Origin of the sequence: Burkholderia puraquae (assembly GCF_002099195.1) — a bacterium.
GTDB lineage: Bacteria > Pseudomonadota > Gammaproteobacteria > Burkholderiales > Burkholderiaceae > Burkholderia > Burkholderia puraquae.
In genome coordinates this window covers 140,884-165,035 of record NZ_NBYX01000002.1, presented here as the reverse complement: position 1 = coordinate 165,035, position 24,152 = coordinate 140,884, and the positions used below count along the sequence as shown (strand labels likewise).

21 protein-coding genes are annotated in these 24,152 nt (G+C 67.5%); 12 read left to right on the top strand and 9 right to left on the bottom strand.

Annotated elements, in window-relative coordinates:
* The first annotated feature begins 14 nt into the window (after nucleotides 1-14).
* Entirely contained in the window at nucleotides 15-275 is a 261-nt protein-coding gene (locus B7G54_RS05150; protein ID WP_085038104.1) for a hypothetical protein, read from the top strand.
* 163 nt (nucleotides 276-438) lie between these two features.
* Here B7G54_RS05150 and hpnH read toward each other — a convergent pair whose 3' ends face one another.
* Together hpnH and ispH are read right to left on the bottom strand one after the other, a co-directional pair.
* Nucleotides 439-1,599: an adenosyl-hopene transferase HpnH gene (gene hpnH / locus B7G54_RS05145; protein WP_039349540.1), complete on the bottom strand. Its 1,161-nt coding sequence runs from the start codon at nucleotides 1,597-1,599 to the stop codon at nucleotides 439-441.
* A gap of 12 nt (nucleotides 1,600-1,611) precedes the next feature.
* On the bottom strand, nucleotides 1,612-2,553 hold the full coding sequence (ispH, locus tag B7G54_RS05140) for a 4-hydroxy-3-methylbut-2-enyl diphosphate reductase (RefSeq protein ID WP_085038103.1): 942 nt from the start codon (nucleotides 2,551-2,553) through the stop codon (nucleotides 1,612-1,614).
* Between the two features lie 402 nt (nucleotides 2,554-2,955).
* Between ispH and B7G54_RS05130 the strand changes: the two genes are divergently transcribed.
* Nucleotides 2,956-4,143: a glycosyltransferase gene (locus B7G54_RS05130; protein WP_085038101.1), complete on the top strand. Its 1,188-nt coding sequence runs from the start codon at nucleotides 2,956-2,958 to the stop codon at nucleotides 4,141-4,143.
* 108 nt (nucleotides 4,144-4,251) lie between these two features.
* Here B7G54_RS05130 and B7G54_RS05125 read toward each other — a convergent pair whose 3' ends face one another.
* Together B7G54_RS05125 and hpnA are read right to left on the bottom strand one after the other, a co-directional pair.
* Nucleotides 4,252-5,694: a phage tail protein gene (locus B7G54_RS05125; protein WP_085038100.1), complete on the bottom strand. Its 1,443-nt coding sequence runs from the start codon at nucleotides 5,692-5,694 to the stop codon at nucleotides 4,252-4,254.
* Between the two features lie 108 nt (nucleotides 5,695-5,802).
* Nucleotides 5,803-6,810, bottom strand: coding sequence for a hopanoid-associated sugar epimerase (hpnA, locus tag B7G54_RS05120; RefSeq protein ID WP_011353724.1), 1,008 nt, complete (start codon nucleotides 6,808-6,810; stop codon nucleotides 5,803-5,805).
* A gap of 176 nt (nucleotides 6,811-6,986) precedes the next feature.
* Here hpnA and B7G54_RS05110 point away from each other — a divergent pair, with 176 nt between their 5' ends.
* From B7G54_RS05110 to B7G54_RS05100, 3 genes are all read left to right on the top strand, one after another.
* On the top strand, nucleotides 6,987-7,283 hold the full coding sequence (locus B7G54_RS05110; protein ID WP_034187849.1) for an acylphosphatase: 297 nt from the start codon (nucleotides 6,987-6,989) through the stop codon (nucleotides 7,281-7,283).
* Nucleotides 7,284-7,299: 16 nt separating this feature from the next.
* Nucleotides 7,300-8,199: an EamA family transporter RarD gene (rarD, locus tag B7G54_RS05105; protein ID WP_085038099.1), complete on the top strand. Its 900-nt coding sequence runs from the start codon at nucleotides 7,300-7,302 to the stop codon at nucleotides 8,197-8,199.
* Nucleotides 8,200-8,596: 397 nt separating this feature from the next.
* The gene (locus B7G54_RS05100; protein ID WP_085038395.1) at nucleotides 8,597-9,721 is read left to right on the top strand and encodes an OpgC domain-containing protein; all 1,125 of its coding nucleotides are present in this window, start codon (nucleotides 8,597-8,599) and stop codon (nucleotides 9,719-9,721) included.
* Nucleotides 9,722-9,767: 46 nt separating this feature from the next.
* Here the strand turns inward: B7G54_RS05100 and B7G54_RS05095 are convergent, their stop codons facing one another.
* Nucleotides 9,768-9,974, bottom strand: coding sequence for a hypothetical protein (locus B7G54_RS05095; protein WP_085038098.1), 207 nt, complete (start codon nucleotides 9,972-9,974; stop codon nucleotides 9,768-9,770).
* Nucleotides 9,975-10,094: 120 nt separating this feature from the next.
* Complete coding sequence (locus B7G54_RS05090) at nucleotides 10,095-11,615, bottom strand: peptide MFS transporter (protein ID WP_085038097.1); 1,521 nt, start codon at nucleotides 11,613-11,615, stop codon at nucleotides 10,095-10,097.
* A 500-nt stretch (nucleotides 11,616-12,115) separates the two neighbouring features.
* Here B7G54_RS05090 and B7G54_RS05080 point away from each other — a divergent pair, with 500 nt between their 5' ends.
* From B7G54_RS05080 to B7G54_RS05050, 7 genes are all read left to right on the top strand, one after another.
* Nucleotides 12,116-12,694 carry a cupin domain-containing protein gene (locus B7G54_RS05080; RefSeq protein WP_039349569.1) on the top strand — a complete coding sequence of 193 codons (579 nt, stop codon included), beginning with the start codon at nucleotides 12,116-12,118 and terminating at the stop codon, nucleotides 12,692-12,694.
* A 179-nt stretch (nucleotides 12,695-12,873) separates the two neighbouring features.
* Nucleotides 12,874-14,484: a peptide ABC transporter substrate-binding protein gene (locus B7G54_RS05075; protein ID WP_085038096.1), complete on the top strand. Its 1,611-nt coding sequence runs from the start codon at nucleotides 12,874-12,876 to the stop codon at nucleotides 14,482-14,484.
* Nucleotides 14,485-14,495: 11 nt separating this feature from the next.
* On the top strand, nucleotides 14,496-15,434 hold the full coding sequence (locus B7G54_RS05070; protein WP_085038095.1) for an ABC transporter permease subunit: 939 nt from the start codon (nucleotides 14,496-14,498) through the stop codon (nucleotides 15,432-15,434).
* 13 nt (nucleotides 15,435-15,447) lie between these two features.
* Nucleotides 15,448-16,350, top strand: a complete 903-nt coding sequence (locus tag B7G54_RS05065) for an ABC transporter permease (protein WP_085038094.1) — start codon at nucleotides 15,448-15,450, stop codon at nucleotides 16,348-16,350.
* A gap of 2 nt (nucleotides 16,351-16,352) precedes the next feature.
* On the top strand, nucleotides 16,353-17,345 hold the full coding sequence (locus B7G54_RS05060; protein ID WP_085038093.1) for an ABC transporter ATP-binding protein: 993 nt from the start codon (nucleotides 16,353-16,355) through the stop codon (nucleotides 17,343-17,345).
* Entirely contained in the window at nucleotides 17,342-18,361 is a 1,020-nt protein-coding gene (locus B7G54_RS05055; RefSeq protein ID WP_085038092.1) for an ABC transporter ATP-binding protein, read from the top strand. Before B7G54_RS05060 ends, B7G54_RS05055 begins: the two co-directional genes overlap by 4 nt.
* 165 nt (nucleotides 18,362-18,526) lie before the next feature.
* The gene (locus B7G54_RS05050; protein ID WP_085038394.1) at nucleotides 18,527-19,987 is read left to right on the top strand and encodes an OprD family porin; all 1,461 of its coding nucleotides are present in this window, start codon (nucleotides 18,527-18,529) and stop codon (nucleotides 19,985-19,987) included.
* 54 nt (nucleotides 19,988-20,041) lie between these two features.
* Here B7G54_RS05050 and B7G54_RS05045 read toward each other — a convergent pair whose 3' ends face one another.
* The 3 genes from B7G54_RS05045 to B7G54_RS05030 all read right to left on the bottom strand — a co-directional run bounded on the left by B7G54_RS05045 (nucleotide 20,042) and on the right by B7G54_RS05030 (nucleotide 24,082).
* Nucleotides 20,042-21,037 (bottom strand): DedA family protein/thiosulfate sulfurtransferase GlpE, encoded by a 996-nt coding sequence (locus tag B7G54_RS05045; RefSeq protein WP_085038091.1) that lies wholly within the window; start codon nucleotides 21,035-21,037, stop codon nucleotides 20,042-20,044.
* Nucleotides 21,038-21,189: 152 nt separating this feature from the next.
* Nucleotides 21,190-21,459 carry a hypothetical protein gene (locus B7G54_RS05035; protein ID WP_011353737.1) on the bottom strand — a complete coding sequence of 90 codons (270 nt, stop codon included), beginning with the start codon at nucleotides 21,457-21,459 and terminating at the stop codon, nucleotides 21,190-21,192.
* 271 nt (nucleotides 21,460-21,730) lie between these two features.
* The gene (locus B7G54_RS05030; protein WP_085038090.1) at nucleotides 21,731-24,082 is read right to left on the bottom strand and encodes a phosphocholine-specific phospholipase C; all 2,352 of its coding nucleotides are present in this window, start codon (nucleotides 24,080-24,082) and stop codon (nucleotides 21,731-21,733) included.
* Nucleotides 24,083-24,152 lie beyond the last annotated feature (70 nt).

Sequence of the window (24,152 nt, the reverse complement as noted above, 5' to 3'; positions counted from 1 at the left end):
GGTCAGGAGGAGCGATGGCGCTATACAGGAGCGGCGGCTATTTCACGTGTGGAAGCGGCTGCGCATTCAGCGAGAACCTGCCGCCGGGCAGTGAGGTGACGGTGGCGGGCATCTATCGATGCATCGTATGCGGCGACGAGATCGCCATCGCGAAGTGGCAGACGCTGCCGTCGGAGGAAGCGCATCGGCACGATGTCGATCCGCCGTCGGATCCGCTGCTCGATCGCGGTCCGACCGCATGGCAGTTGATTGCGGCGGCGGAGTCCAGGCACTAGGCAGTCGCCATGCACGCTTGCCTGCGTGCGCCGGCGTGCTCCGGGCCGCCCCGCGTTCGACGAAACGCGTGCGGCAAAACAAAAGCGCCACGGAGCGAACTCCGTGGCGCTTCTTCGATGCCAGCCGGTGCGGAGGCGCAAGCCCCCGCGTGGCGAAACGCAGTTAGGCCGCCGCTGCCGGCTTCGCCGCCTTCTGCAGCTTGCCCTTGCCGGCGCGCTGGATTTCCTCGAGCTTGATCTCGACGTGACGCGAGAACACGTACTCGGCCGGGCGTTGCTTGTCGATCGGAATGTCCGGTGCGAACGGGCCGTCGGTCTTGATGCCCTTGCGGCTCACGGCGAACGCCTTCAGCGGATGCGCCATCGTGTCCATCACGGCGGTCGCTTCGAAGCCGCAGTGGACCATGCAGTCCGCGCACTTCTCGTAGTTGCCGACGCCGTAGTTGTCCCAGTTCGTGTCCTCCATCAGCTCCTTGAAGGTCTTCACGTAACCTTCGCCGACCAGGTAGCACGGCTTCTGCCAGCCGAACACCGTACGCGCCGGGTTGCCCCACGGCGTGCACTTGTACGTCTGGTTGCCGGCCAGGAAGTCGAGGAACAGCGACGACTGGCTGAACGACCAGCGCTTGCCGCCTTCGCCGCGCTTCAGGATCTCGCGGAACAGGTTCTTCGTCTTGTCGCGGTTCAGGAAGTGCTGCTGATCCGGCGCGCGCTCGTACGCATAGCCCGGCGACACGGTGATGCCGTCGACGCCGATCGGCTTCAGCGTATCGAAGAACTTCGCGACGCGCTCGGGGATCGCATCGTTGAACAGCGTGCAGTTGATGTTCACGCGGAAGCCGCGGCGCTTCGCTTCCTTGATCGCCGCGACCGCCTTGTCGTACACGCCTTCCTGCGACACCGAGTGGTCGTGCATCTGCGCGTCGCCGTCGAGGTGGACCGACCAGACGAAGTACGGGCTCGGCTGGTAGTCGTCCATCTTCTTTTCCATCAGCAGCGCGTTCGTGCAGAGGTAGACGAACTTCTTGCGCTTCATGATGCCGCGGACGATTTCCGGCATTTCCTTGTGCAGCAGCGGCTCGCCGCCTGCGATCGACACGATCGGCGCGCCGCACTCGTCGACCGCTTCCAGGCATTCCTGGACGGACAGGCGCTGGTTCAGGATGGGATCCGGGTAATCGATCTTGCCGCAGCCGTTGCAAGCGAGGTTGCAGCGGAACAGCGGCTCGAGCATCAGCGCGAGCGGATAGCGTTTGTTGCCGGACAGGTGTTGGCGCGTGATGTACGCGCCGACGCGGACTTGCTGGAGCAGCGGAATAGACAAGAGATGTCCTCCTTAAACTTCGCGGGCGACAGCTTGCGTGAGCTTCGCCGGCAGCTTGAATTCGACTTTTTCCTCACGGCCCGCCATCGTCGTGACGTCGACGGGGCCCAGCGCGCGCAACGCGCCGATTACATCTTCGACCATCTCTTCGGGCGCCGACGCGCCGGCCGTCAGGCCGACCGTCTGCACACCCGCGAACCATTCGGCCTTGACTTCCGAACCGTCGGCGACGAGGTAGCTCGGCACACCGCTTTCGGTGCCGATCTCGCGCAGGCGGTTCGAGTTCGAGCTGTTCGTCGCACCGACCACGAGCAGCACGTCAACCTGTTCGCTCAGCTCGCGCACGGCAGCCTGGCGATTCTGCGTTGCATAGCAGATGTCGCGCGTGTCCGGGCCGACGAGGTCGGTGAACCGGCGCTGCAGCGCTTCGATGATGCCGCGCGTATCGTCGACCGACAGCGTGGTCTGCGTGATGTACGCGACCGGCGTGTCGACGGGCAGCGTCAGCGTATCGACTTCTGCTTCGCTCTGCACGAGGATCACCTCGGCCGGAATCTGGCCGATCGTACCCTCGACTTCCGGGTGGCCCGCATGGCCGATCAGGATCAGCCGGCGGCCCGCCGCAACGTACTGGCGGCCCTGCACGTGCACTTTCGTGACGAGCGGGCAGGTGGCGTCGAGCACGTCGAGCCCGCGCGTTTCCGCGTCGCGCTCGACCGTCTGGGCGACACCGTGCGCGCTGAAGATCGCGACAGCGCCGTGGGGCACCTCGTCGAGTTCCTCAACGAATCGCGCCCCTTTATTACGCAGATTTTCGACGACATGCCGGTTATGCACGATCTCGTGACGCACATAGACCGGCGCACCGTGCTGTTGCAGCGCGCGATCGACGATCTCGATCGCACGGACAACCCCCGCACAAAAGCCGCGGGGCTGGGCAAGGATGACTCGCATAAGTGAGCGAACTCCGACGACAGACGCCGGGGTTCGAGGAGCTGGCACTCGCTCGCTCGCCCCGGCTTGATGTTATGAAGGCAGGAACGAACCGGCCGGCCAGGCCCCGGAACCCCGAATTAATCGCGCATTTTAACTCTATCGCGCAGTCCTTGCTCTGGTGCCGTATCTGCCGTGTTGCATTTGCGGGAGAGCCGCGTCGGCGCTGGCGCGCGCGGAACCCAGTAAACTATGCGGTTTCGCGGGCAGCCGCTCCGGCTGCCCGGCGTCGCGCTCATTTCAAGGCCATTCGATGACCGTCGATTCTTACGCGTATTGCCCGTCCGCCCATGCGGTTTCGGGCGTTTTGTTCCTGACCCTTATTGATTCTGCCGTTACCGGCGCCCCGCAGGAGGCGCGCCGATGATGCTGGTCCTCGCATTCCTGGTGTCCGGCCTGTCGCTGATGATCTGGATCGTGCTGCTCGTCGCGCGCGGCGGCTTCTGGCGCGCGGTGCCTGCGCGGCCGCTGCCGCCCGAGGCGCGCGGCGCCGCGGCCGAGGCCGGCTGGCCGGCCGTCGTCGCGGTCGTGCCGGCGCGCAACGAGGCCGACGTGATCGCCCGGGCGGCGACTTCGCTGCTCGAGCAGGATTACCCGGGCAATTTTCATCTGATCATTGTCGACGACCACAGCGACGACGGCACCGCCGACGCGGCCCGCGCGGCCGCGCTCGCGATCAACCGCGCCGACCGGCTGACGGTGCTGGCCGCGAAGCCGCTGCCGGCCGGCTGGTCGGGCAAGGTGTGGGCGCAGTCGCAGGGGATCGCCGCGGTGCAGACGCTCGGCCTGCCGGCCGACTACCTGCTGCTGACGGATGCCGACATCGGCCATCCACCCGACGCCGTCGCGCAGCTCGTCACGCGCGCACAGGCCGAGAACCGCGATCTCGTGTCGCTGATGGTGCGGCTGCGCTGCGATTCGTTCTGGGAAAAGGCGCTGATCCCTGCGTTCGTGTTCTTCTTCGCGAAGCTGTACCCGTTCTCGTGGATCAACAACCCGCGCAACCGGACGGCCGGCGCCGCGGGCGGCTGCATGCTGGTGAAGCGCACGGCGCTCGAGGAGGCGGGCGGCATCGAGTCGATCCGCGGCGCGCTGATCGACGACTGCAGCCTCGCCGCTCAGATCAAGCATCGCGGCGAAGGCCGCCATCCGATCCGGCTCGACCTGGCCGACCGCAGCGTGTCGCTGCGCCCGTACGACAGCTGGCGCGACATCTGGAACATGATCGCGCGCACCGCGTTCACGCAGCTGCACTATTCGCCGCTGCTGCTGGCCGGCACGCTGCTCGGGATGACGATCATCTATCTCGTGCCGCCCGCCGCGGCGCTCGCGTACGGCGCGCGCGCATGGCCGGCGTGGCTCGCGTGGGCGTCGATGTGCGCCGCGTATGCGCCGATGTTGCGCTACTACCGGCGCTCGCCGCTGTGGGCGCCGGCGCTGCCGCTCGTCGCGCTGTTCTACGTCGGCGCGACGTTCGCGTCCGCGTGGCGCTACTGGCGCGGCAAGGGCGGCCAGTGGAAGGCGCGCGTGCAGGCGCCGGTGGATCGCTGAGTATTGCCCGGGAGGCGTGCCTTCCGGTAGCCGGAAAGCAAACAGCCCGATCGGTGCGAACCGGTCGGGCTGTTTCGTTTGCGGCGGGGCGGCGCTGCCTGCCGGCGCTTACCGCTGGGTCAGCATCATGTACATCTGGACCACGACGTCCGGCGAGAACGTGAACGGCACCCAGCCGTAGCCCGTGTGGCGGGCGACCAGCAGGCGGTCGCCGTTCGTCTGCTTCTGCACGGCCATCATCGGGTTCTTCGTCGTCACGAAGCGCCAGCCGGCCGGGATGCCGGGCGGCGGTTCCGGCTGCATCGACGCGCGCGCATGCGCGAGTTCCTCGATCAGCTGGCCCAGTTGCTCCGGATGCAGCGTGATCGATTCGCCGTTGATGGTCAGCGTGAGTTCGTTCTGCGTCGGGCGCGACACGTGCAGCGTCGATTTGTCGGACGGGGCCGGGGCATGGGCGGCTTCGCCTTCAACCGGCGTTTCGGCTTGCACCGTCGCGACGGCGGCCGTTTCGGCGCCGGTCGTTGCCTCCACCGCTTCGGCTTCGGCCGGCGCGGGCGCGATCACGACCGGTTCTGCCGCCGGCGCGTCGGCCGGCGCAGGTTCGACGACTTCCGCGGCAACTGTCGTGGCGGCGACGACGCTCGTCGCGGCTTCCTTGACGACGGCCTCGACCAGCGCCTCGGCGTCGGCAATGGCCTTCGCGTGGTGCTGCGCAGCCGCCTCGGCTTGTGCGATCGCTTCGGTGTGGCGCTGCGTGACGGCCTCGGCCTGCGCGGCGGCCTCGGCGTGGCGTTGCGCGGCCGCCTCGGCCTGTGCGATCGCTTCGGTATGGCGTTGCGTGACGGCTTTGGCCTCGGCGGTCGCGTCGGCATGACGTTGCGCGGCGGCCTGCGCTTCCGCGATCGCCTGCGTGTGCTGCTGCGCGAGCGCTTCGGCTTCTGCGATCGCGGCCGTGTGGCGCTGCGCGGCGGCCTCGGCTTCGGCGATTGCGGTTGCGTGACGCTGCGTAGCCGCTTCGGCTTCGGCGGTCGCTTCCGCATGACGCTTCGCGGCGGCCTCGGCTTCGACGGCCGCGGCCGCATGGCGCTGCGCAGCCGCATCGGCTTCGGTTGCGGCCGCGTGATGACGCTGCGCGGCGGCCTCGGCTTCGGCGATCGCTGCCGCGTGGCGCTGCGAGGCGGCTTCGGCATCCGCGTGACGCTGCGCGAGCGCTTCGGTCAGCGCGGTGGCTTCCGCATGGCGCTGCACGGCGGCTTCGGCTTGCGCGGTGGCATCGGTATGACGCTGGGCGGCGGCTTCGGCGGCGGCGGTCGCGCTGGCGTGGCGCTGCTGCGCGGCCTCGGCCTCGGCGGTGGCGGCCGTGTGGCGTTGCGCGGCGGCCTGCGCTTCGGTTTCCGCGGCGGCGTGACGCTCTGCCGCGGCCTGGGCTTCCATTGCCGCGGCGCGTGCGAAGGCTTCCGCGCTGCGGGCCGCCTGCTGCGCGGCGTGGTGATCGTGGAGGAGCTGATCGACGCCCATGGTGAGCGAAGCGATCTGATCGTTCAGGTTCATGCGTGTCTTCTCTGCGTAAGACCCGCGATTTTAACCGCTGCGCCGGTGCCGGGCCGCGCGGGACGTGTAACAAAGTGCGCAAAGCGGCGTGAGGCACGCCGCTTTGTGTTACTTCAGGTAGCCTGCGGAGCCGAACCAGTCGAGCGCATCGCGCAGCCCTTCGCGGTACGGACGCGCGCGGTAGCCGAGCTCGCGCTCGGCCTTCGCGGACGTGAAATACATCTTGTTCTTCGACATCCGCAGCCCGTCCACGGTGACGAACGGCTCCTTCTTCGTGAACTTCGCGACCGCCTCCGCGCCGACTGCGAGCGGGTAGAGCGGCCAGCGCGGCAGCGCGATCGTCGGCGCCTTGCGGCCCGTCATCTGCGCGATGTCGGCGAGCATCTGCTGCAGCGGCAGGTTCTCGCCGCCGAGGATGTAGCGCTCGCCGATCCGGCCGCGCTCGAGCGCGAGGAAGTGGCCGTGCGCGACGTCGTCGACGTGCACGAGGTTCAGCCCCGTGTCGACGAACGCCGGAATCTTGCCGAGCGCGGCCTCGACGATGATGCGGCCGGTCGGCGTCGGCTTCACGTCGCGCGGGCCGATCGGCGTCGACGGGTTGACGATCACGGCCGGCAGCCCTTCGTCGGCGATCATCCGCTCGACCGCGCGTTCCGCGAGCACCTTGCTGCGCTTGTAGACGCCGATGGCCTGCTCGGCCGTGAGCGGGCGGTTCTCGTCGGACGGATCGCCGGCGCTCGTCACCTTCAGCGTCGCGACGCTGCTCGTGTAGACGATCCGCTCGACGCCTTCCGCGCGCGCCGCGCGCATCGTCGCGACCGCCCCCTCGAGGTTCGCACGCTCGATCTCGTCGGGATCGGGCGCCCACAGCCGGTAGTCGGCCGCCACGTGCAGCAGGTAGCGCACGCCGCGCAGCGCGGCGCGCATCGACGCCTCGTCGCGCATGTCGCCGGTGACGATCTCGGCGTCGAGATCCGCCACGTTCGTGCGCGGGCTGGTCGGGCGCACGAGCACGCGCACCGCATAGCCTTTCTGCTGCGCAATGCGCGCGACGGCCGAGCCGACGAAACCGGACGCGCCGGTGACGAGAACGAGATCGCGGGAGGTATCAGTCATGCGTTTCCTTCAGGGCCGCGCGCGAGCGGCGCGGCGGTTGAGCATCGGCGAGATTGTACGTGGTCGGCGCGCGCGGCGACGCAAGGCCGAGACGGGCGCGAACGGGCCCTGGCCCGTGTGCGAAGCGTCCGACGCGACTACAATGCCGGGCTTGAATGCAACGGGAGGGCGACGCGATGAGCCGCAATGAACTGGACGAACGAATCGAGACCTACTACGTGCGGGTGCGCGGCGTCGTGCAGGGCGTCGGCTTCCGTCATGCGACGGTGCGTGAGGCGCACGCGCTGAAGCTGCGCGGCTGGGTCGCGAATCTCGAGGACGGCAGCGTCGAGGCGATGATCCAGGGGCCCGGCGCGCAGATCGACCGGATGCTCGCGTGGCTGCGTCACGGGCCGCCGGCCGCGCGCGTGACCGAGGTGACGTTCGAGGAACGCCGGACCGAAAGGCGCTTCGAGCGCTTCCAGCAGCAGTAAGCGGCACGGGACGATCATGACGGGGTATCCGGAGGCCGGGCGCGGCCTCATGCTGTCGGTGATGGCGTCGACGTTGTTCGCGCTGATGTCCGCCTACGCGAAACTGCTCGCGCCGCTCACGGGGCTCGACATCTTCGCGTGGCGTGTCTTGTGGACCGCACCGGGCGCGCTTGCGCTGATCGCGCTGCGCGGCCGCTGGCCCGCGCTCGTCGATCTCCTTCGGCGCAGCGTGCGCAACGGGCGTCTGCTGATTGCGCTGCCCGTGAGCGCCGCGCTGCTCGGCGTGCAGTTGTGGCTGTTCCTGTGGGCGCCGCTGCATGGCCGCATGCTCGAAGTGTCGCTCGGCTATTTCCTGCTGCCGCTGACGATGGTGCTCGTCGGCCGCTTCTACTATCACGAACGGCTCGACCCGCTGCAATGGGCGGCGGTCGCATGCGCCGCGCTCGGCGTCGCGCACGAAGTATGGGCGACGCGCGCGTTCGCGTGGCCGACGCTCGTCGTCGCGCTCGGCTACCCGCCGTATTTCGTGCTGCGCCGGCGGATCAATGCCGATTCGCTCGCCGCGTTCGCGGTCGAGATCGTGCTGCTGTGCCCGATCGCGTTCGCGATGGTCGCGACGAGCACGACGCAGGTGGCCGGCCATCCGGTGCTGTGGGCCGCGCTGCTGCCGGGCCTCGGCGTGCTCAGCACGCTTGCGCTCGCGAGCTACCTGAAGGCGAGCCGGATGTTGCCGATGGCGCTGTTCGGGATTCTCGGCTACGTCGAGCCCGTGCTGCTCGTCGCGGTGTCGCTGCTGCTGCTTGGCGAAACGCTGAGCGTCGCGAAGCTCGCGACGTACGGGCCGATCTGGGTCGCCGTTGCATTGACCGCGTGGCACAGCGCGATGCTGATGCGGCGCCTGCCCACGCGCGGATAAACGTCGATCGCGATGCAGCGGCTGCATGCCGCGTGCCGTGTCGTGCATCGCAGAACGACCACGTCGCAGCGGTCGAACGCGTCGATGCTGACCGCAAACTGGCGTCGCGCTGACGCGAGTCTGGCGACGCTGCCCGCTTTGCGCGACAAGGCTCGCGCGTGTAATCGAACAGAAGATTCGGTTGCACTTTGTTACTTAGGGTCTCCCCGGATCGGCCATTAGACTGGCCTTACCGACTTCCCTACGTATGCGGCCTTTCAATGAACGGTCATCTCCGTGCCTGGCCGGCCGGGTTGGCGCGATGCGGGCATACGCGCATCGCCGCTGATCGCGCTCGCCTTCTTCTCCCCGATCCATCTTCCGGTGCGTGCCGCACCGCCGTCGTGCAGGTGTGCTCATGTCGTTGAGCACGCCGCCTTCCGCCACGTTTCCATCGTCGCGCAGCGGCCGCCTGGTCGAAGTCGATTTCTTCCGCGGCATCGTGCTGTTGATGATCGTCGTCGATCACATCGGCGCGAGCGTGCTGTCGCGCGTTACGCTGCACGCGTTCGCGCTGTGCGATGCGGCCGAGGTCTTCGTCTTTCTCGGCGGCTTCGCGACCGCGAGCGCCTATGGCGCGATTGCCGAGCGGCACGGCGCGCGCGCCGCGCAAAAGCGCTTCGTGCGCCGCGCGATGCAGATTTACCGCGCGTTTCTCGCGACCTCGACGCTGATGCTCGTCGTGTCGGCCGTGCTCGACCACTTCGGGATCGATGCGCCGAACCTCGCGCTCGACGACGTCAGCGTGATGCTCGCGTCGCCGCTCACGGGCGCAGCCGAGCTGCTGACCTTCCAGCGCCAGCCGTATCTCGCGTCGGTGCTGCCGATGTACGTGCTGTTCGCGCTCGCGTCGCCGGTGCTCGTGCCGTCCGCGCGGCGGCACCCGTGGCTGCTCGTCGCGCTGAGCATCGCGTCATGGCTGACGGCCGGCTGGCTCGGCCCCGAGCTGCTGGATACCGACGGATTCCGCTGGAGTTTCAATCCGTTCGCGTGGCAACTGATGTTCGTCGCTGGCTTGCTTGCGCGCTGCCAGCCGTTCTACCGGCGCATCGCGCTCGGGCGCTGGGGGGCCGCCGCGACCGGGCTCGCGTGCGCGGTCGTGCTCGGCTGCGCGAGCTACAAGCTGTTCTCGGGGCTGCCGCTGCCGGAAGGCGTGTTCAAGCGTGATCTCGCGCTGCCGCGTGTCGTGAGCTTCGCGGCCGTTGCGTGGCTGATGGCCGACTGCGTGCGCTTCGGCTGGATCGCACGGATCGCGCAGGGTGTGCGGCCCGTCGTGGCCGTGGGCCAGCGTGGGCTGATCTGCTTCGTCGCGGGCGCGGCGATTTCGCTCGTCATCGATTCGCTGCTGCACCCGGTCGTGCGCAGCGCGGATCTGCGGCATGTCGGCGTAGGCCTTGCGGCAGACGCGTGCGCGCTCGGGCTGATGATGGCCGTGGCCGGTTCGGGAACGTGGATCGCGCGGTGGCGCGGCGCGGCCGCGTGAGCGGCGCGGGACGCAGTGCGTGCGGCACGGAGCGTGCTGCGCGGCGTCAGTGAGGTGAGCCGATACGGGAGCGGGGAGCGGCGGTGGCGTCGTCGGATTCGGCGTCGTCGCGTTCGTCGGGCGCCGGATCGTCGCGTTCCGCGAGTACCGCGTCGGCTTCGGCCGCGGCGCGCGCGGCCCGTATCGCGGTGCAGCGCTGAGCGTGCCGGATGTCCGACAGTATCCTCAACAGCCGCGTTGCCTTGCTTTTCATCGTCTTCTCCCGCCAGTGCGCATCGCGCGAAGCGGATGCGTTTCCTGCATCCAGTGTAGGACGCGTTCGCGTGCCTGGCGGGAGAATGTGGCGTGCAGGCCGCACGCCGAGGGATATTACTTACTGCGCGGTGGCGGCGCCCTGCGCCTGCAGCGCTTCCTCGCGACGCTCTTCCGCACAACGTTGGTGCTGGCGCGACAGGCGGTTCATCAGCGGCAGCAGCAGCAGCGCGAGCAGCATGCCGATCGCGGCGAGCCAGCCGAGCTTCTCGAACAGCGACAGGTAGAGCGGCAGCGATTCGGTGGCCGGCAGTTCGTGCGACGGCATCTGCGCGAAGTTCGCGACGACGCTGCCCAGATACTGCGACACGCCCGTTGCGACGAAGTACGCACCCATCATGAAGCCGCTCATGCGCGCCGGCACGTAGCGGGCGATCATCGCGAGGCCGAGGCCGCTCACCAGCAGTTCGCCGAGCGAGTAGAGGCCGTAGCCCCACACCATGAACCACGACGACACGCGGCCGTCGACCGCGTAGCGGCCGCTGATCGTGAACACCAGGTAGCCCGCGGCCACGGCACCGAAGCCGAGCGCGTACTTCGCGGCGACCGGCAGGTCGCGGCCACCCTTCGCGACGGCGTTGTAGACCCACACGAGCACCGGGCTCAGCAGCATGATCCAGATCGGGTTCAGCGCCTGGAACTGCGCGGCGCTCCACGTGAACAGCGTCGTGCCGAACAGCATGAAGCGGGGATCGACGTTGCGCAGCGCGAACAGCGTCAGCGACGTCGACATCTGCACGTAGAAGATGAAGAACAGGATCACCTGGCCGATCAGCACGAGTGCTGCGATCAGGCCTGCGCGCTCCGAGCGCTCCGACTTCGCGATCATGTACGCGAAGATCGCGAGGATCGCGAACGCTGCCGTCCACACGCTGGCGACTGCGAGCTGCTTGTGCTGCAGCACGTACAGCGTGATCAGCGCGAGCCCGACACCGCCCAGCGCGACTGCGCCGAGGCGCTTCCAGCGGATCGGCTGGTCGTCGGGCAGCGAGCCGACGTGCGCAAGCGTGCGATGCATCAGCATGAAATTGAGGATTGCGAGCAACATGCCGCCGCAGCAGACTGCGAACGCGGTGTGCCAGCCCCAGTGATCCTTGATCCACGGCGTCGCGAGCATCGACACCGTCGAGCCGATGTTGACCGCCATGTAGTAGATCGTGAACGCGCTGTCGATGCGCGCGTCGTCGCCTTCATAGATGCGGCGCACGAGGTTCGCCGCGTTGGCCTTGAACAGGCCGTTGCCGACGACGATCACGCCGAGCGACGCGTACATGTACGTCAGGTGATCGTTCGGTACCGACAGCATCAGGTAGCCGGCGCACAGCACGGACGCGCCGATGATCATCGTGCGACGGGCGCCGAGCACCTTGTCGCCGATCCAGCCGCCGATCGACGGCGCCGCATAGACGAGTGCGGTGAATGCACCCCAGGTCAGGTTCGCATGGCTGTCGGTGAAACCGAGCCGGTCGACCATGAAGAGGACCAGGAGCGCGGCCATGCCGTAGTAGCCGAAGCGCTCCCACATTTCGATGAGGAAGACTGTCGTGAACGATCGGGTTTGTGAAACAGGTGGTTGCATCATCAATCTCGTTTGAAACGGACGGCACGGATCGCGCGTCGTCTTGGGGTCGAACTGGCGCCGGTGCACAATGGGGCCGGATAGGCTTTGCGCTGGCGATGAAACAGTCGGGCGGTTAGCCCGGGCCGAGGCCTGGCACCGCCTGGTGTGGCGGCGAGGGGCCCCAACCGGCGCGCGCGTGGTAACGGTTGCCGGTCCGGTGCGTCAGGTATCCGCCACTTAGGGAAACTCCCAATGTGGCAGTAGCTTTCAGGAACATTCGTCTCATCATCTACTTGTAAGATTTCGTGCCGGCTCTCCGAAGATTCCCGGAGAGCCGCTTGCAGCTTGCCTGTGAAGCCGGCGAGTCTGGCAAGATAGCGCGTCATTTCGCTCGCTTCGTGTCCCGTTTAGTGCACCGGGCTCAACACCGAAGACGTATGCGAACCCGAAGACTAAGCTATATCGTTCTAACTTAGTTATTTTCCATCAAACATTTTTTGACGATCACTTTTCGGCCTGCTATGGTTCCCCCCACTGAAAACTCGCGGTCCGCAGACGCTGCCGCTCTGGGCAGCAAGATTCGCGCGTTGCGCCAACGACTCAAGCGCACGCTCGACGACACCGCAACTGCCGCGGGGATTTCGAAGCCGTTTCTGTCTCAAGTCGAACGCGGGCTCGCGTCGCCGTCGCTGACATCGTTGGCCGGTATCGCGCACGCGCTCGGTGTGACGGTGCAGTACTTTGTGGATACGCCGAGCGAGGAACGCTCGGTCTGCCGTGGCGAGCAGCTGCGCTTCTTCGGGTTTGCCGATTCGGCGAACCTGTTCGCGAGGCTGACGAACGTATCCGAAGGACGCCAGCTGGAGGCGATCCTCGTGAGGATGCCGCCGGGGCAGAAGCGGTCTGAGGTGACGACACATGCAGGAGAGGAGTTCCTGTATGTGATTGAAGGGGAAGTGTCGCTGACGCTGGAAGGCAAGACGTTCGTCCTGCAGGCCGGCGACAGCTCGCACTATCAGTCGACGGTCCCGCACAGCTGGGTCAACACCGCGAAGATCGAGTCGGTGGTGGTCTGGGTCGGTACACCGAGGCTGTTCTAACGCACAGGTATTCCTTCGTTTCGAAGACGGAATACCTGTCGAAAGAAACGTAAGGAATACTAAAATGCAATACGAGAATCACGGGCCTCCTCAATCGCTGCGCCCGTCAGCGTCTCAAGCGTAATCCGCGGCATTCGCCGCGCGACGCTCACCGAACAACCCTTCTCAAGACTGCCACGATGAAATCCTTGCATGCCATGTCGGCCGTGCTGGCCGCGCTCGCCCTGACGCCCGTCGCCCACGCCGTTACCGTTCCGTCGAACGTCGCGCTCGCTCCTCAACAGGACCTGACGCGCCAGGTGCCCGCCGAAGTCGAGTCGCTCGATCCCGCGCACATCGAGTCGTGGACCGGCAACACGATCGGCCTCGACCTGTTCGAAGGGCTGGCCCGCATCGACGCGGCCGGCCAGGTCGTGCCGGGCGTCGCGCTGTCGTGGGAACGCAAGACGCCGACGACGTGGATCTTCAAGCTTCGCCATGACGCGAAGTGGAGCAACGGCCAGCCGGTGACGGCCGCCGATTTCGTCTATTCGTGGCAGCGCCTCGTCGATCCGAAGACGGGCTCGAAATACACGATCCTCGTCGAGTTCGTGAAGAACTCGAAGGACATCATCGCGGGCAAGGCCGCGCCGTCGGCGCTCGGCGTGCGCGCCGTCGATCCGTACACGCTCGAGGTGACGACCGATGTGCCCGTCGCGTTCTTCCCCGAGCTGACCGCGATGGCGCCGCTCGTGCCGGTGAACAAGGACGTCGTCGCGAAGTTCGGCGACGCGTGGACGCGCCCGGGCAACCTCGTCAGCAACGGCGCGTACCAGCTCGTCGACTGGCAGCCGAACAACCGCATCGTCGTGACGAAGGACGCGAAGTACTGGAACGCGCCGAAGGTCGTGATCAACAAGGTCACGTACCTGCCGATCGAAAGCGACGAAACCGCGATGCGCATGTACCAGGCCGGCCAGATCGACTACAGCTACTCGATTCCGTCGGGCATCTTCCAGCAGGTCAGCAAGCAGTTCGGCGGCGAACTGCGCCCGGGCCTGCAGCTCGCGACCTACTACTACTACCTGAACAACAGCGACGCGGCGCTGAAGGACAAGCGCGTGCGCCAGGCGCTGTCGATGGTGATCGATCGCGACGTGCTGACGTCGAAGCTCACGCAGGCCGGCGAGAAGCCGATGTACGGCCTGATGCCGAACGGCACGAAGGGCGTGCAGCCGTTCACGCCGGAATGGGCGTCGTGGCCGATGGCCAAGCGCGTCGAGACCGCGAAGAACCTGCTGAAGCAGGCCGGCTACTCGGACGCGAAGCCGCTGTCGTTCACGCTGACGTACAACACCAACGACCTGCACAAGAAGGTCGCGCTATTCACCGCGTCGGAATGGCGCACGAAGCTCGGCATCAACACGAAGCTCGAGAACGTCGAGTTCAAGGTGCTGATGAAGGAGCGGCATGACGGCAAGGTGCAGATCGCGCGCGACGGCTGGTTCGCCGACTACAACGACGCGATGACCTTCTTCGACCTGATCCGCTGCGGCAGCTCGCAGAACACCGTCGGCTACTGCAACAAGCAGGTGGACACGTTCGTCGAAGACGGCAACCAGAAGCTCGACGACAAGGCGCGTGTTGCGCTGCTGACGCAGGCGCACGACGCGGCGATGAACGACACGCCGATGGTGCCGCTGTTCCAGTACTCGGCCGACCGTCTCGTGAAGTCCTATGTGGGCGGCTACTCGCTGAAGAACGTGATCGACATGCGTGCTTCGCAGGACATGTACCTGATCAAGCACTGAGCGGAGCGATCATGCTGGCCTATGCATTGAGGCGCACGTTGTGGGCGGTGCCGACGATCCTCGCGGTCATCACCGTCTGCTACCTGCTGCTGCATTTCACGCCCGGCGGCCCGTTCGATACGGAGAAGCAGCTGTCCGCGGCGACGCTCGCGAACCTGAACGCGAAGTACCACCTCGACGAGCCGCTGTGGAAGCAGTACCTGCTGTACCTGAACGCGCTGCTGCACGGCGATCTCGGCCCGTCGTTCCGCTACGTCGACTGGTCGGTGAACGATCTCGTGAAGAAGGCGCTGCCCGTGAGCCTCGGCGTGGGCGGCGTGTCGATCCCGATCTCGATCGTGTTCGGCGTGCTGCTCGGCACCGTCGCGGCCGTGCGCCGCGACAGCTTCATCGACCGCTTCGTGATGCTGATCGGCAACTTCGGCAACGTCATCCCGCCGTTCGTGCTCGGCCCCGTGCTCGTGTGGATCTTCGCGATCCTGCTGAAGACGTCGGCCGGCAACGGCTGGCTGCCGGCGGGCGGCTGGGGTGACGGCGGCTGGCAATACCGGCTGCTGCCGATCGTGCTGCTGACCTTCATCAACGTGTCGCTGCTCGCACGCGTGATGCGCGGCTCGATGATCGAGACGCTGTCGAGCAACTACATCCGCACCGCGCGCGCGAAAGGCCTGCCGGGCTCGACGATCGTGCTGCGCCACGCGCTGAAGCCCGCGCTGATGCCGGTCGTGTCGCTGTTCGGCACGGTCTGCATCACGTCGATCACGGCGGCCGTCGTCACCGAATCGGTGTTCGCGCTGCCGGGGATCGGGCAGCTCGTCGTGAACGGCGCCATCAACCGCGACTACACGCTGGTGCTCGGCCTCGTCGTGATGACGACCGTTTTCGCGGTGCTGTTCAACCTGCTGGTCGACCTCGCGTACGCGTGGCTCGATCCGCGCATTCGTTATTGAGCGAGGCACAGCGATGACTCCGACTACTCCCGTCGTCGGCCTGCCCGTGCAGACCGACTCGCCGCCGCGCTCGCGCTCGCCGCTCGCGCTTGCGATGGCGCGCTTCCTGCACAACCGTGCGGCCGTGTTCAGCCTCGTGCTGCTCGCGCTGATCACGCTCGCGTGTTTCGCCGGCCCGTGGCTGCTCGCGGCCGATCCCGCCGCGAGCGACTGGGGCGCCATCAGCCTGCCGCCGACCTGGGCGAACCAGCACTGGTTCGGCACCGACGAGCTCGGCCGCGACCTGCTGGTGCGTACGCTGATCGGCGGCCGCGTGTCGATCGAGGTCGGCCTGCTCGGCACGCTCGTGTCGGGCCTGTTCGGCGTCGCCTGGGGCGCGACCGCGGGCTTCGCGGGCGGCCGTGTCGACTCCGTGATGATGCGCATCGTCGACATGATGTACGCGATCCCGTACCTGCTGATCGCGATCCTGATGATGACCCTGTTCGGCCGCTCGTTCATGCTGGTCGTGCTGACCATCAGCGCGTTCTCGTGGATCGACATGGCGCGTGTCGTGCGCGGCCAGACGCTGTCGCTGCGCAGCCGCGAGTTCGTCGATGCGGCACGTGCGATCGGCGTGTCGCCGGCATCGATCGTGCTGCGCCACGTGGTGCCGAACCTGCTCGGCGTGGTCGTCGTGTACGCGACGGTCTCGGTGCCGGGCATCGTGCTGACCGAATCGGTGCTGTCGTTCCTCGGCCTCGGCGTGCAGGAGCCGATGACGAGCTGGGGCGTGCTGATCCAGGACGGCGCGCAGAAACTGGAATCGACGCCGTGGCTGCTGCTGGCCCCGGCCGTCATGCTGTGCGTGACGCTTTACTGCGTGAACTTCGTCGGCGATGGCCTGCGTGACGCGCTCGACCCGAAGGATCGCTAACGATGGCCGCACTACTTGAAGTAGACAACCTCGGCGTGCGCTTCACGCGCAAGGACGCGCCGCCGGTCGACGCCGTGAGCGGCGTGTCGTTCTCGCTCGAAGCCGGCAAGACGCTCGGCATCGTCGGTGAATCGGGCTCGGGCAAGAGCCAGACCGTGATGGCGCTGCTCGGCCTGCTGGCCGGCAACGGCGCGACGAGCGGTGCCGCGCGCTATCGCGGCGACAACCTGCTCGAGATGGATTCGCGTGCGCTGAACAAGGTGCGCGGCGACCGGATCGCGATGATCTTCCAGGATCCGATGACGTCGCTCAATCCGTTCCTGACGATCGAGCGGCAGATGACCGAGACGCTGCAGCTGCATCGCAAGCTGTCGCGCAGGGAAGCCACGAAGCGCGCCGTCGAGGCGCTCGAATCGGTGCGTATCCCGGACGCGGCGCGCCGTATCCGCATGTATCCGCACGAGTTCTCGGGCGGCATGCGCCAGCGCGTGATGATCGCGATGGCGCTGCTGTCCGAGCCGGAAATCCTGATCGCCGACGAGCCGACCACCGCGCTCGACGTGACCGTGCAGGCACAGATCATCGACCTGCTGCGCGAGCTGAACCGCGAGCGCGGCACGGCGATCGTGCTGATCACGCACGACATGGGCGTGGTCGCGGGCCTCGCGGACGACGTGATGGTCATGTATGCGGGCCGCACCGTCGAATACGCGCCGGCCGAATCGATCTTCGCGGCGCCGTCGCATCCGTACACGATCGGCCTGCTCAACGCGCTGCCGCGCCTGACCGATGCGGACGATGCGCCGCTCGTCGCGATTCCCGGCAATCCGCCGATGCCCGGCACCGCGCCGGCCGGCTGCGCGTTCGCGAAGCGCTGCACGTATGCGGAAGAACGCTGCGGCGCGGCGCGCCCCGCGCTCGAAACCTATGGCGCCGCGGGCGCGGTGCGCGCGTGCCACCGGCCCGTGGCCGATCTGACGGGAGGTCTGCGATGAGCGTCAATGAACGCCGCCATGCCGGCGCGACGGACGACACGCTGCTGTCCGTCGATGGTCTGAAAGTGCATTTCCGCGTGCCGCTCGGCGGTTATCCGTGGTCGCCGAAGGGGACGCTGCGCGCCGTCGACGGCGTGTCGTTCGACGTGAAGCGCGGCGAGACGGTCGGGCTCGTCGGCGAATCGGGCTGCGGGAAGTCGACGCTCGCCCGTGCGCTGATCGGCCTCGTGCCGATGACGGCCGGCACGGTGAAATGGCGCGGCGAAGCCGTGGCGCCCGATCACCTGCGCGGCTCCACGATGCGGCGCGAAGTGCAGATGATCTTCCAGGATCCGCTCGCGTCGCTCGATCCGCGCATGACGATCGAACAGGTCGTCGCCGAGCCGCTCGTCACGCACCAGGCCGGCCTCGGCCGCACCGAAGTGCGCCACCGCGTCGTCACGATGCTCGAACGCGTCGGCCTGAACGCGCATCACCTGCTGCGTTATCCGCACGAATTTTCCGGCGGGCAGTGCCAGCGCGTCGGCATCGCACGCGCACTGATCGGCGAGCCGAAGCTCGTGATCTGCGACGAACCCGTATCGGCGCTCGACGTGTCGATCCAGGCGCAGATCGTGAACCTGCTGCGCGACCTTCAACGCGACCTGTCGTTGTCCTATCTGTTCGTTGCGCACGATCTGGCGGTGGTGAAGGCGATCAGCCAGCGTGTGCTCGTGATGTATCTCGGCCGCGTGATGGAGTTCGGCACGCGGCATGACGTGTACGGCGTGCCGCAGCACCCGTACACGAAGGCGCTGCTCGATGCGGCGCCGACGCCGGAGCCGGCACGCGAGCGTGCTCGCCGCCCGATGCTGCTGGCGGGCGAGATGCCCTCGCCGCTCAACCCGCCATCCGGCTGCGCGTTCCGCACGCGCTGCCCGGTCGCGATCGATGCGTGCGCGCAGGACGTGCCGCTGCCGGAAGTTCGGCAGGGGTCGGCAGCGCGTGTCGCGTGCATCCGCGCGGGTGTGGCGTGAGATGAAGTGACGCAGCAAACATAACCAAGGCAGGTCAACAGGGGTAGGTGCGGCGCGAACGATCTTCGCGCCGCGGGTACAGGCGCGTCCTTAGCCGGGCGCGCCGGGGGGCCGGGAGCGGATCGCAACCGGCGTGGACGATATCAACACAAGACGAGAATGACGATGAAAAAACAGAAGACGATCGGGACGGCATCGAAAATGCTGCTCGCATGGGGGCTGCCGGCACTCGCCGGTGTCTCGCTGACGGGCGTCGCGCACGCCGACGACGCGGCCCCCGCACCGCTGACGGTCGCACAGGCCGCGCCGGGCACGACCGTTGCGCAGGCAACGACCCCGAACGCCATTATCAACGCCGAAGCGAACCAGGCCGTCACGCCGCCGGACGAGCCGTCGGCCCAGTCGCAGTCGAAGGGCTTCATTGCCGACAGCCATCTGAACTTCCTGTTCCGCAACTATGCGGACGTGCTCGATGCGAAGGGCGGCCCGCATCGTCACGCGTGGGTCCAGGGCGCGATGGCGAACTTCGAGTCGGGCTATACGACGGGCCTGATCGGTATCGGCTTCGACGCGTCGCTGTATGCGGCGCTGAAGCTCGACGGCGGCCAGGGCGCCGGCAGCATGGTGCACATCGCGAAAGGCGGCGGTGGCGGCAACCAGCTCGCATGGGCCTATCCCGGCATCTACGACGTGAAGGCGCGCATCTCGAACACGGTGGTCAAGTACGGTCTGCAGGCCGTCGACAACCCGTTCATGGAGCAGCACGACAACCGTGCGCTGCCGCCGACGTTCCTCGGTGCGACCCTCGTCAGCAATGAATTCAAGAACGTGATGCTCGAGGCCGGCAGCTTCACGAAGACCGACGCGCGCGGCCACACGACGCTCACCAACCTGACGACGCAGTACGGCGGCACGCGCATCAACCGCCTGTCGTATGTCGGCGGCACGTGGGACTACTCGCCGAACGGCGAAATCGCGCTGTACGCGAACCAGGCCGACGATGTGTGGCACCAGTACTACGCGTCGGTGAAGCACAGCATCGGCAGCCCGCAGACGATCAAGTGGACGGGCTTCGGCAATGTCTACTCGACGCACGACACGGGCGATGCGCTGCAAGGCAAGATCAACAACAACGCATACAGCCTGTCGCTGGCCGCGCAGCACGGCCCGCACGAGCTGCTGCTCGGCTTCCAGCAGGTGCTCGGCGACCAGTTCTTCGACTACCTGAACGAAACGAACGGCATCTTCCTGACCAACTCGATGGACGTCGACTACAACGCGCCGCACGAAAAGTCGCTGCAGCTGCGTTACACGTTCTACGGCAAGGAAGCGGGCCTGCCGGGCTTCAAGGCGATGGTCTGGGGCGTGACGGGCTGGGGTGCGGACGGCAGCGCGGGTGCGGCGAACGACCCGAGCAAGTCGAGCATCTACTGGAGCAACGGCGCGCCGGTGCAGGGCCGTCACCACGAGTTCGGCTTCATCCCGTCGTACACGTTCCAGAGCGGCAAGCTGAAGGACACGAAGGTCACGTTCATCGCGATGTGGCACGCCGGTTCGGCGCACTACTCGGACGCGACGAACACCGAGTACCGTCTGGTCGTGAACCTGCCGCTGCACGCGTTCTGATCGAAGGGGGCGCACGCGCCCCCGCCTCGCACGGCCGGCCTGCGATCGAAACGATCAGGCCGGCTTGTGCAGCCCCGCGACCGGATCGTTCGCAGCGGGCATGTCTTCCACGAGCGACGTGAGCTGGCGGCCCGTATCGCGCCATGCGTCGAGGCCGCCGCGCAGCGCGAGCGCATCGGTGAAGCCTGCGTCCAGCAGGCGCTTCGCCATCAGGGCCGCCGTCACTTCGTTCGGGCACGAGCAGAACACGACGAACTTCTGCGTGAACGGATAGCGCGCGACGATGTCGCCGATCTGGCGTTCGTCGGCGAATTGCGCACCGGGAATCGTGAACGGGTCGAGCTTGCGGTGCTCGGGCGAGCGCACGTCGAGGACCACCGGCGCGGACGTATTGCGCAGCATCGAGTCGAGCTCGTCGACGCCGATCCGCGCGCTCGCGAGCTGGCGGATCAGCGCGCGGCGGCGCATCCAGCGGATCGCCGCGTACACCGCCAGCAGCGCGACGATGACCAGCAGCGCCACGCGGCCGAGCTGGCCCGCGCCGGCGAACAGCCAGTCGATCTGGCGATAGAACATCAGCCCGACCGTCAGCCCGACGATCGTCCACAGCGCGGCGCCGAGTGCGTCGTAGCCGACGAACGTGCGATAGCGTGTGCCGAACGCGCCGGCCATCGGCACCGACACGAGCGACAGCCCCGGAATGAAGCGCGCGACGGCGAGCACGCGCACGCCGTAGCGGCCGAAGAAGTGTTCGGTCTTTTTCACGCAGCTGTCACGCGACAGCGACAGCCGGCAGATCGTCTTCAGCGTCGTGCCGCCGAAGCGCCGGCCGGCGAGGTACCACACGGTATCGCCGATCAGGGCGCCGAGCACCGACAGCGCGACCACCGTGACCAGTTGCGAGCCGATCATCGCCGGATGCATCGCGGACATCGCGCCGAACAGCACGAGCGTCGGCATCGCGGGCACCGGCAGCCCGATGGCCGCCGCGAGCACGTTGGCGAAGACGAGAAGCGGCCCGTATTGGGCGACGAGGTCACGGAGGAGCATGACGGCTGGCCGAAAAGGAAACGCGTGCGGGAAGCACGCAGATGGGCCGATTATCGGCCTTTTTCAAGTCAGCGGAGGGAATAACGCAATGCGCCTGACGGCGGCAGGGGGCGCGGTGAGCCGGCGCGCTGCGTGCGGCTCACCGTGCGAAATCAGGAGGAGGTGCGGGCGAGCGACGCTGCGCCGTGGTTTTCGCCGGGCAACTCGGCGCCGTGCGAGCGGATCGCCGCGATCAGTTCGGCCGGCGTGATCTCGTAGCGGACTTCGCGGTGAATGCCGGGCTTGCGTTCATCGATCTCGATCAGCAGCACGCTCTTGCCGTCGCCGGTTGCTTCGAGCCGGAGCGAGCGCAGTTCGCGGCCGTCGGCCGGGTCGTGTTCGGTGAGCAGGGTCATTGCCCCGGATGAGCCGGTAGTGCGCATCGAACCTATCCTCGTATCGTGGATGCCGTAGTGGCGAAGATGTCTTGGTTGAATACAGCTTGACGCAGTTTAACGCGAACGGGCCGCAATTCGGAGCAATTTCGTTGGGGGGAATAGAGGGTTGAACCATTGATCCTTCTGATGTTTCAGCCACGCGGGGCGGGCGTTTCCGCCGGATCGGGCGCGGCCGCGGCCGGCGCCTGACCGCCGATGGCGGCCGCGCCGGCGCGGGCGGCGACACGCGGTGCAACGCGTGCCGCCGCGGCGGCCGTCAGAAGCGGTCGGCGAGCCCCATCGCCGGGTCGCTGACCGAGTGGCGGCCGGTTTCGACGCGGCCGGCGACGCGGCGCGAGAAACTCGCGTCGCTGTCCGCGGTGACGATGAAGTCATACCAGTGGCCGGTCGAGTCGAGCTTCCAGTGCAGCTCGGCCTGGTCGCCGGCGCGTACCGCGACCGTCCACGTGGTACCGGGGCCATGGTCGTGGCCGCGACCCTGGCCGTTGCCGTCTTCGTTGCCATGGCCGTGGCCGCGATCGTCGAGTGCGCCGCGGCCGGACAGCGGCCCGTAGACCTGGTTCGACTTCACGGTGAAGCGCACCGTGCCGCCGCCGTGGTTGCGCAACCGCAGGTGGAGGCTGCCGCTCGCGCCCGCGTAGCCGACGCGAACTTCCGGATGGGGCGCGCGTGCGCCGGCCAGACGGCTCAGGTCGCCGGTGAAGCGGCGGTGATAGCCGTTCGGGCCCAGCACCCACAGGTCATATTTACCGCTATTGTCGGCGCGCGCAGCCCAGTCGCCGTGCAGCGTCTTGCCCGGTTCGACGACGTAGCGCTGCGGCAGGCGGTCGAGGTGCAGCTTGTCGTAGACGTGAAACACGGCGGCGGCGCGGCCCGTATTCGCGAACTTCAGCGTGACCGTGCCGTTGCCGGCATCGGTACGCGCGCTCGCATGCAGCTCGTAAGGCAGCGCGCGCGACGGGCGCACCCCGGTGGCCTGCGCGGGCAGCGCCGGCGCGGCCGGCGGCACGATCTTCGGCGCGGCCTGCTGCGCGGCGCTCAGCGCGTCGACCTGGCTTTTCGTCGTATGGCCCGCGAGCGTCGGCAGCGGTTCGTTGTTCGGCGAGCGGAAGTTGAACGCGCTCGTCAGGTCGCCGCACACCGCGCGGCGATACGCGCTGATCTGCGGCTCCGCGACGCCGAAGCGCTTTTCGAGGAAGAGCAGCGTCGACGTATGGTCGAACACCTGCGAGTTGACCCAGCCGCCGCGGCTCCACGGCGACACGACCCACATCGGCACGCGCGGGCCCGGGCCGTACGGGCGGCCGTCGATCGCCGGCTGGCTCGACGTGGCCGGCGTGAAGTCGTGGTACTCGGCGGCGACGTCGGCATCCCGCAGCGTATGGCCGCCCGCGAGCGTGCCGTCGGCGTTGCGCGACGGCACGGCCGGCGACGGCATGTGATCGAAGAAGCCGTCGTTCTCGTCGTAGTTGACCAGCAGCACGGTCTTGCTCCAGACCTCCGGGTTCGCCGTCAGCGCATCGAGCACGGCCTGCACGTACCAGCCGCCCTGCGCGGGACTCGACGGCCCCGGGTGTTCGCTGTACACGGACGGCGGGATGATCCACGACACCTCGGGCAGCGTGCCGTTGCGGATGTCGTCGCGGAACGATTCGAGGAAGCCGTACGGCATCGTGTTGCCGAACCCTTTCGCGAGCGGGCTCAGCGGATCGTCGATCGCCGGATCGTAGAACGCGCCGGCCGCCGTCACGGGCTGCGTGATGTCCGTCGACGCGACGTACGCGGGCCGGCGCGCGGGCGGCATCTGCTCGATCGCCGCGCGCCAGTGGCGAAAGCTCATCATCTCGTTGCAGCCGAAGTTGTCGATCAGGCTCTGGTAGACCTTCCAGTTCACGCCGGCCTGCTGCAGCCGGTCGGCGTAGGTGGTCCAGGTCCAGCCCTGGCTCGACGGGCCGATGTCGTTGCCGCCGTTGAACTGGTTGTTCAGCGCGGCGATCTTCACGCGGCTGCCGTCGGCCGGGCTGATGCCGTTCGGGCCGTTGGTGCCGCTCCAGTAGAACAGGCGGTTCGCGATCGTGCCCGTGTGCATCCCGCAGTGGTAGTGGTCGCACAGCGTGAACGCATCGGCGAGCGCGCGCTGGAACGGCACTTCCGCCGCGTCGTAGTAGCCCATCGACAGCGGCGTCTTCGCGTCGGGCCAGCGGTTCATCCGGCCGTGGTCCCACGCGGCCTGCGCATCGGCCCACGTGTGCGGCGTGCCGCCCGCGCGCTGCGCGTTGCCCTGGCTCGCGTCGAGGTGATACGGCGTGACGGTGGTGGCGGGCGTCGGCTTCGTGTACGTCTGGTAGAACACGTTGCGGCCGTTCGGCGACGGCACCGCAAAGCGGTCGCCATAGCCGCGCACGCCCTTGAACGTGCCGAAATAGCTGTCGAATGCGCGGTTCTCCATCATCAGCAGCACGACGTGCTTCACGTCCTTGATGGTCCCCGTTTCGTGAAACGCGGGAATCGCGAGCGCACGGCGGATGCTCGGCGGAAACGCGGACAGCGCGGCGGCGGCGAGGCCGGAAGTGGCGGTCTGCTGAAGGAATTTGCGGCGTGACGTCATGGCGTTCGGGTCCTGTGATGATGGGAGCGTTCGTGACTTCGTCTGGCGGCGCCCGTGCGTCGCCCCCCTG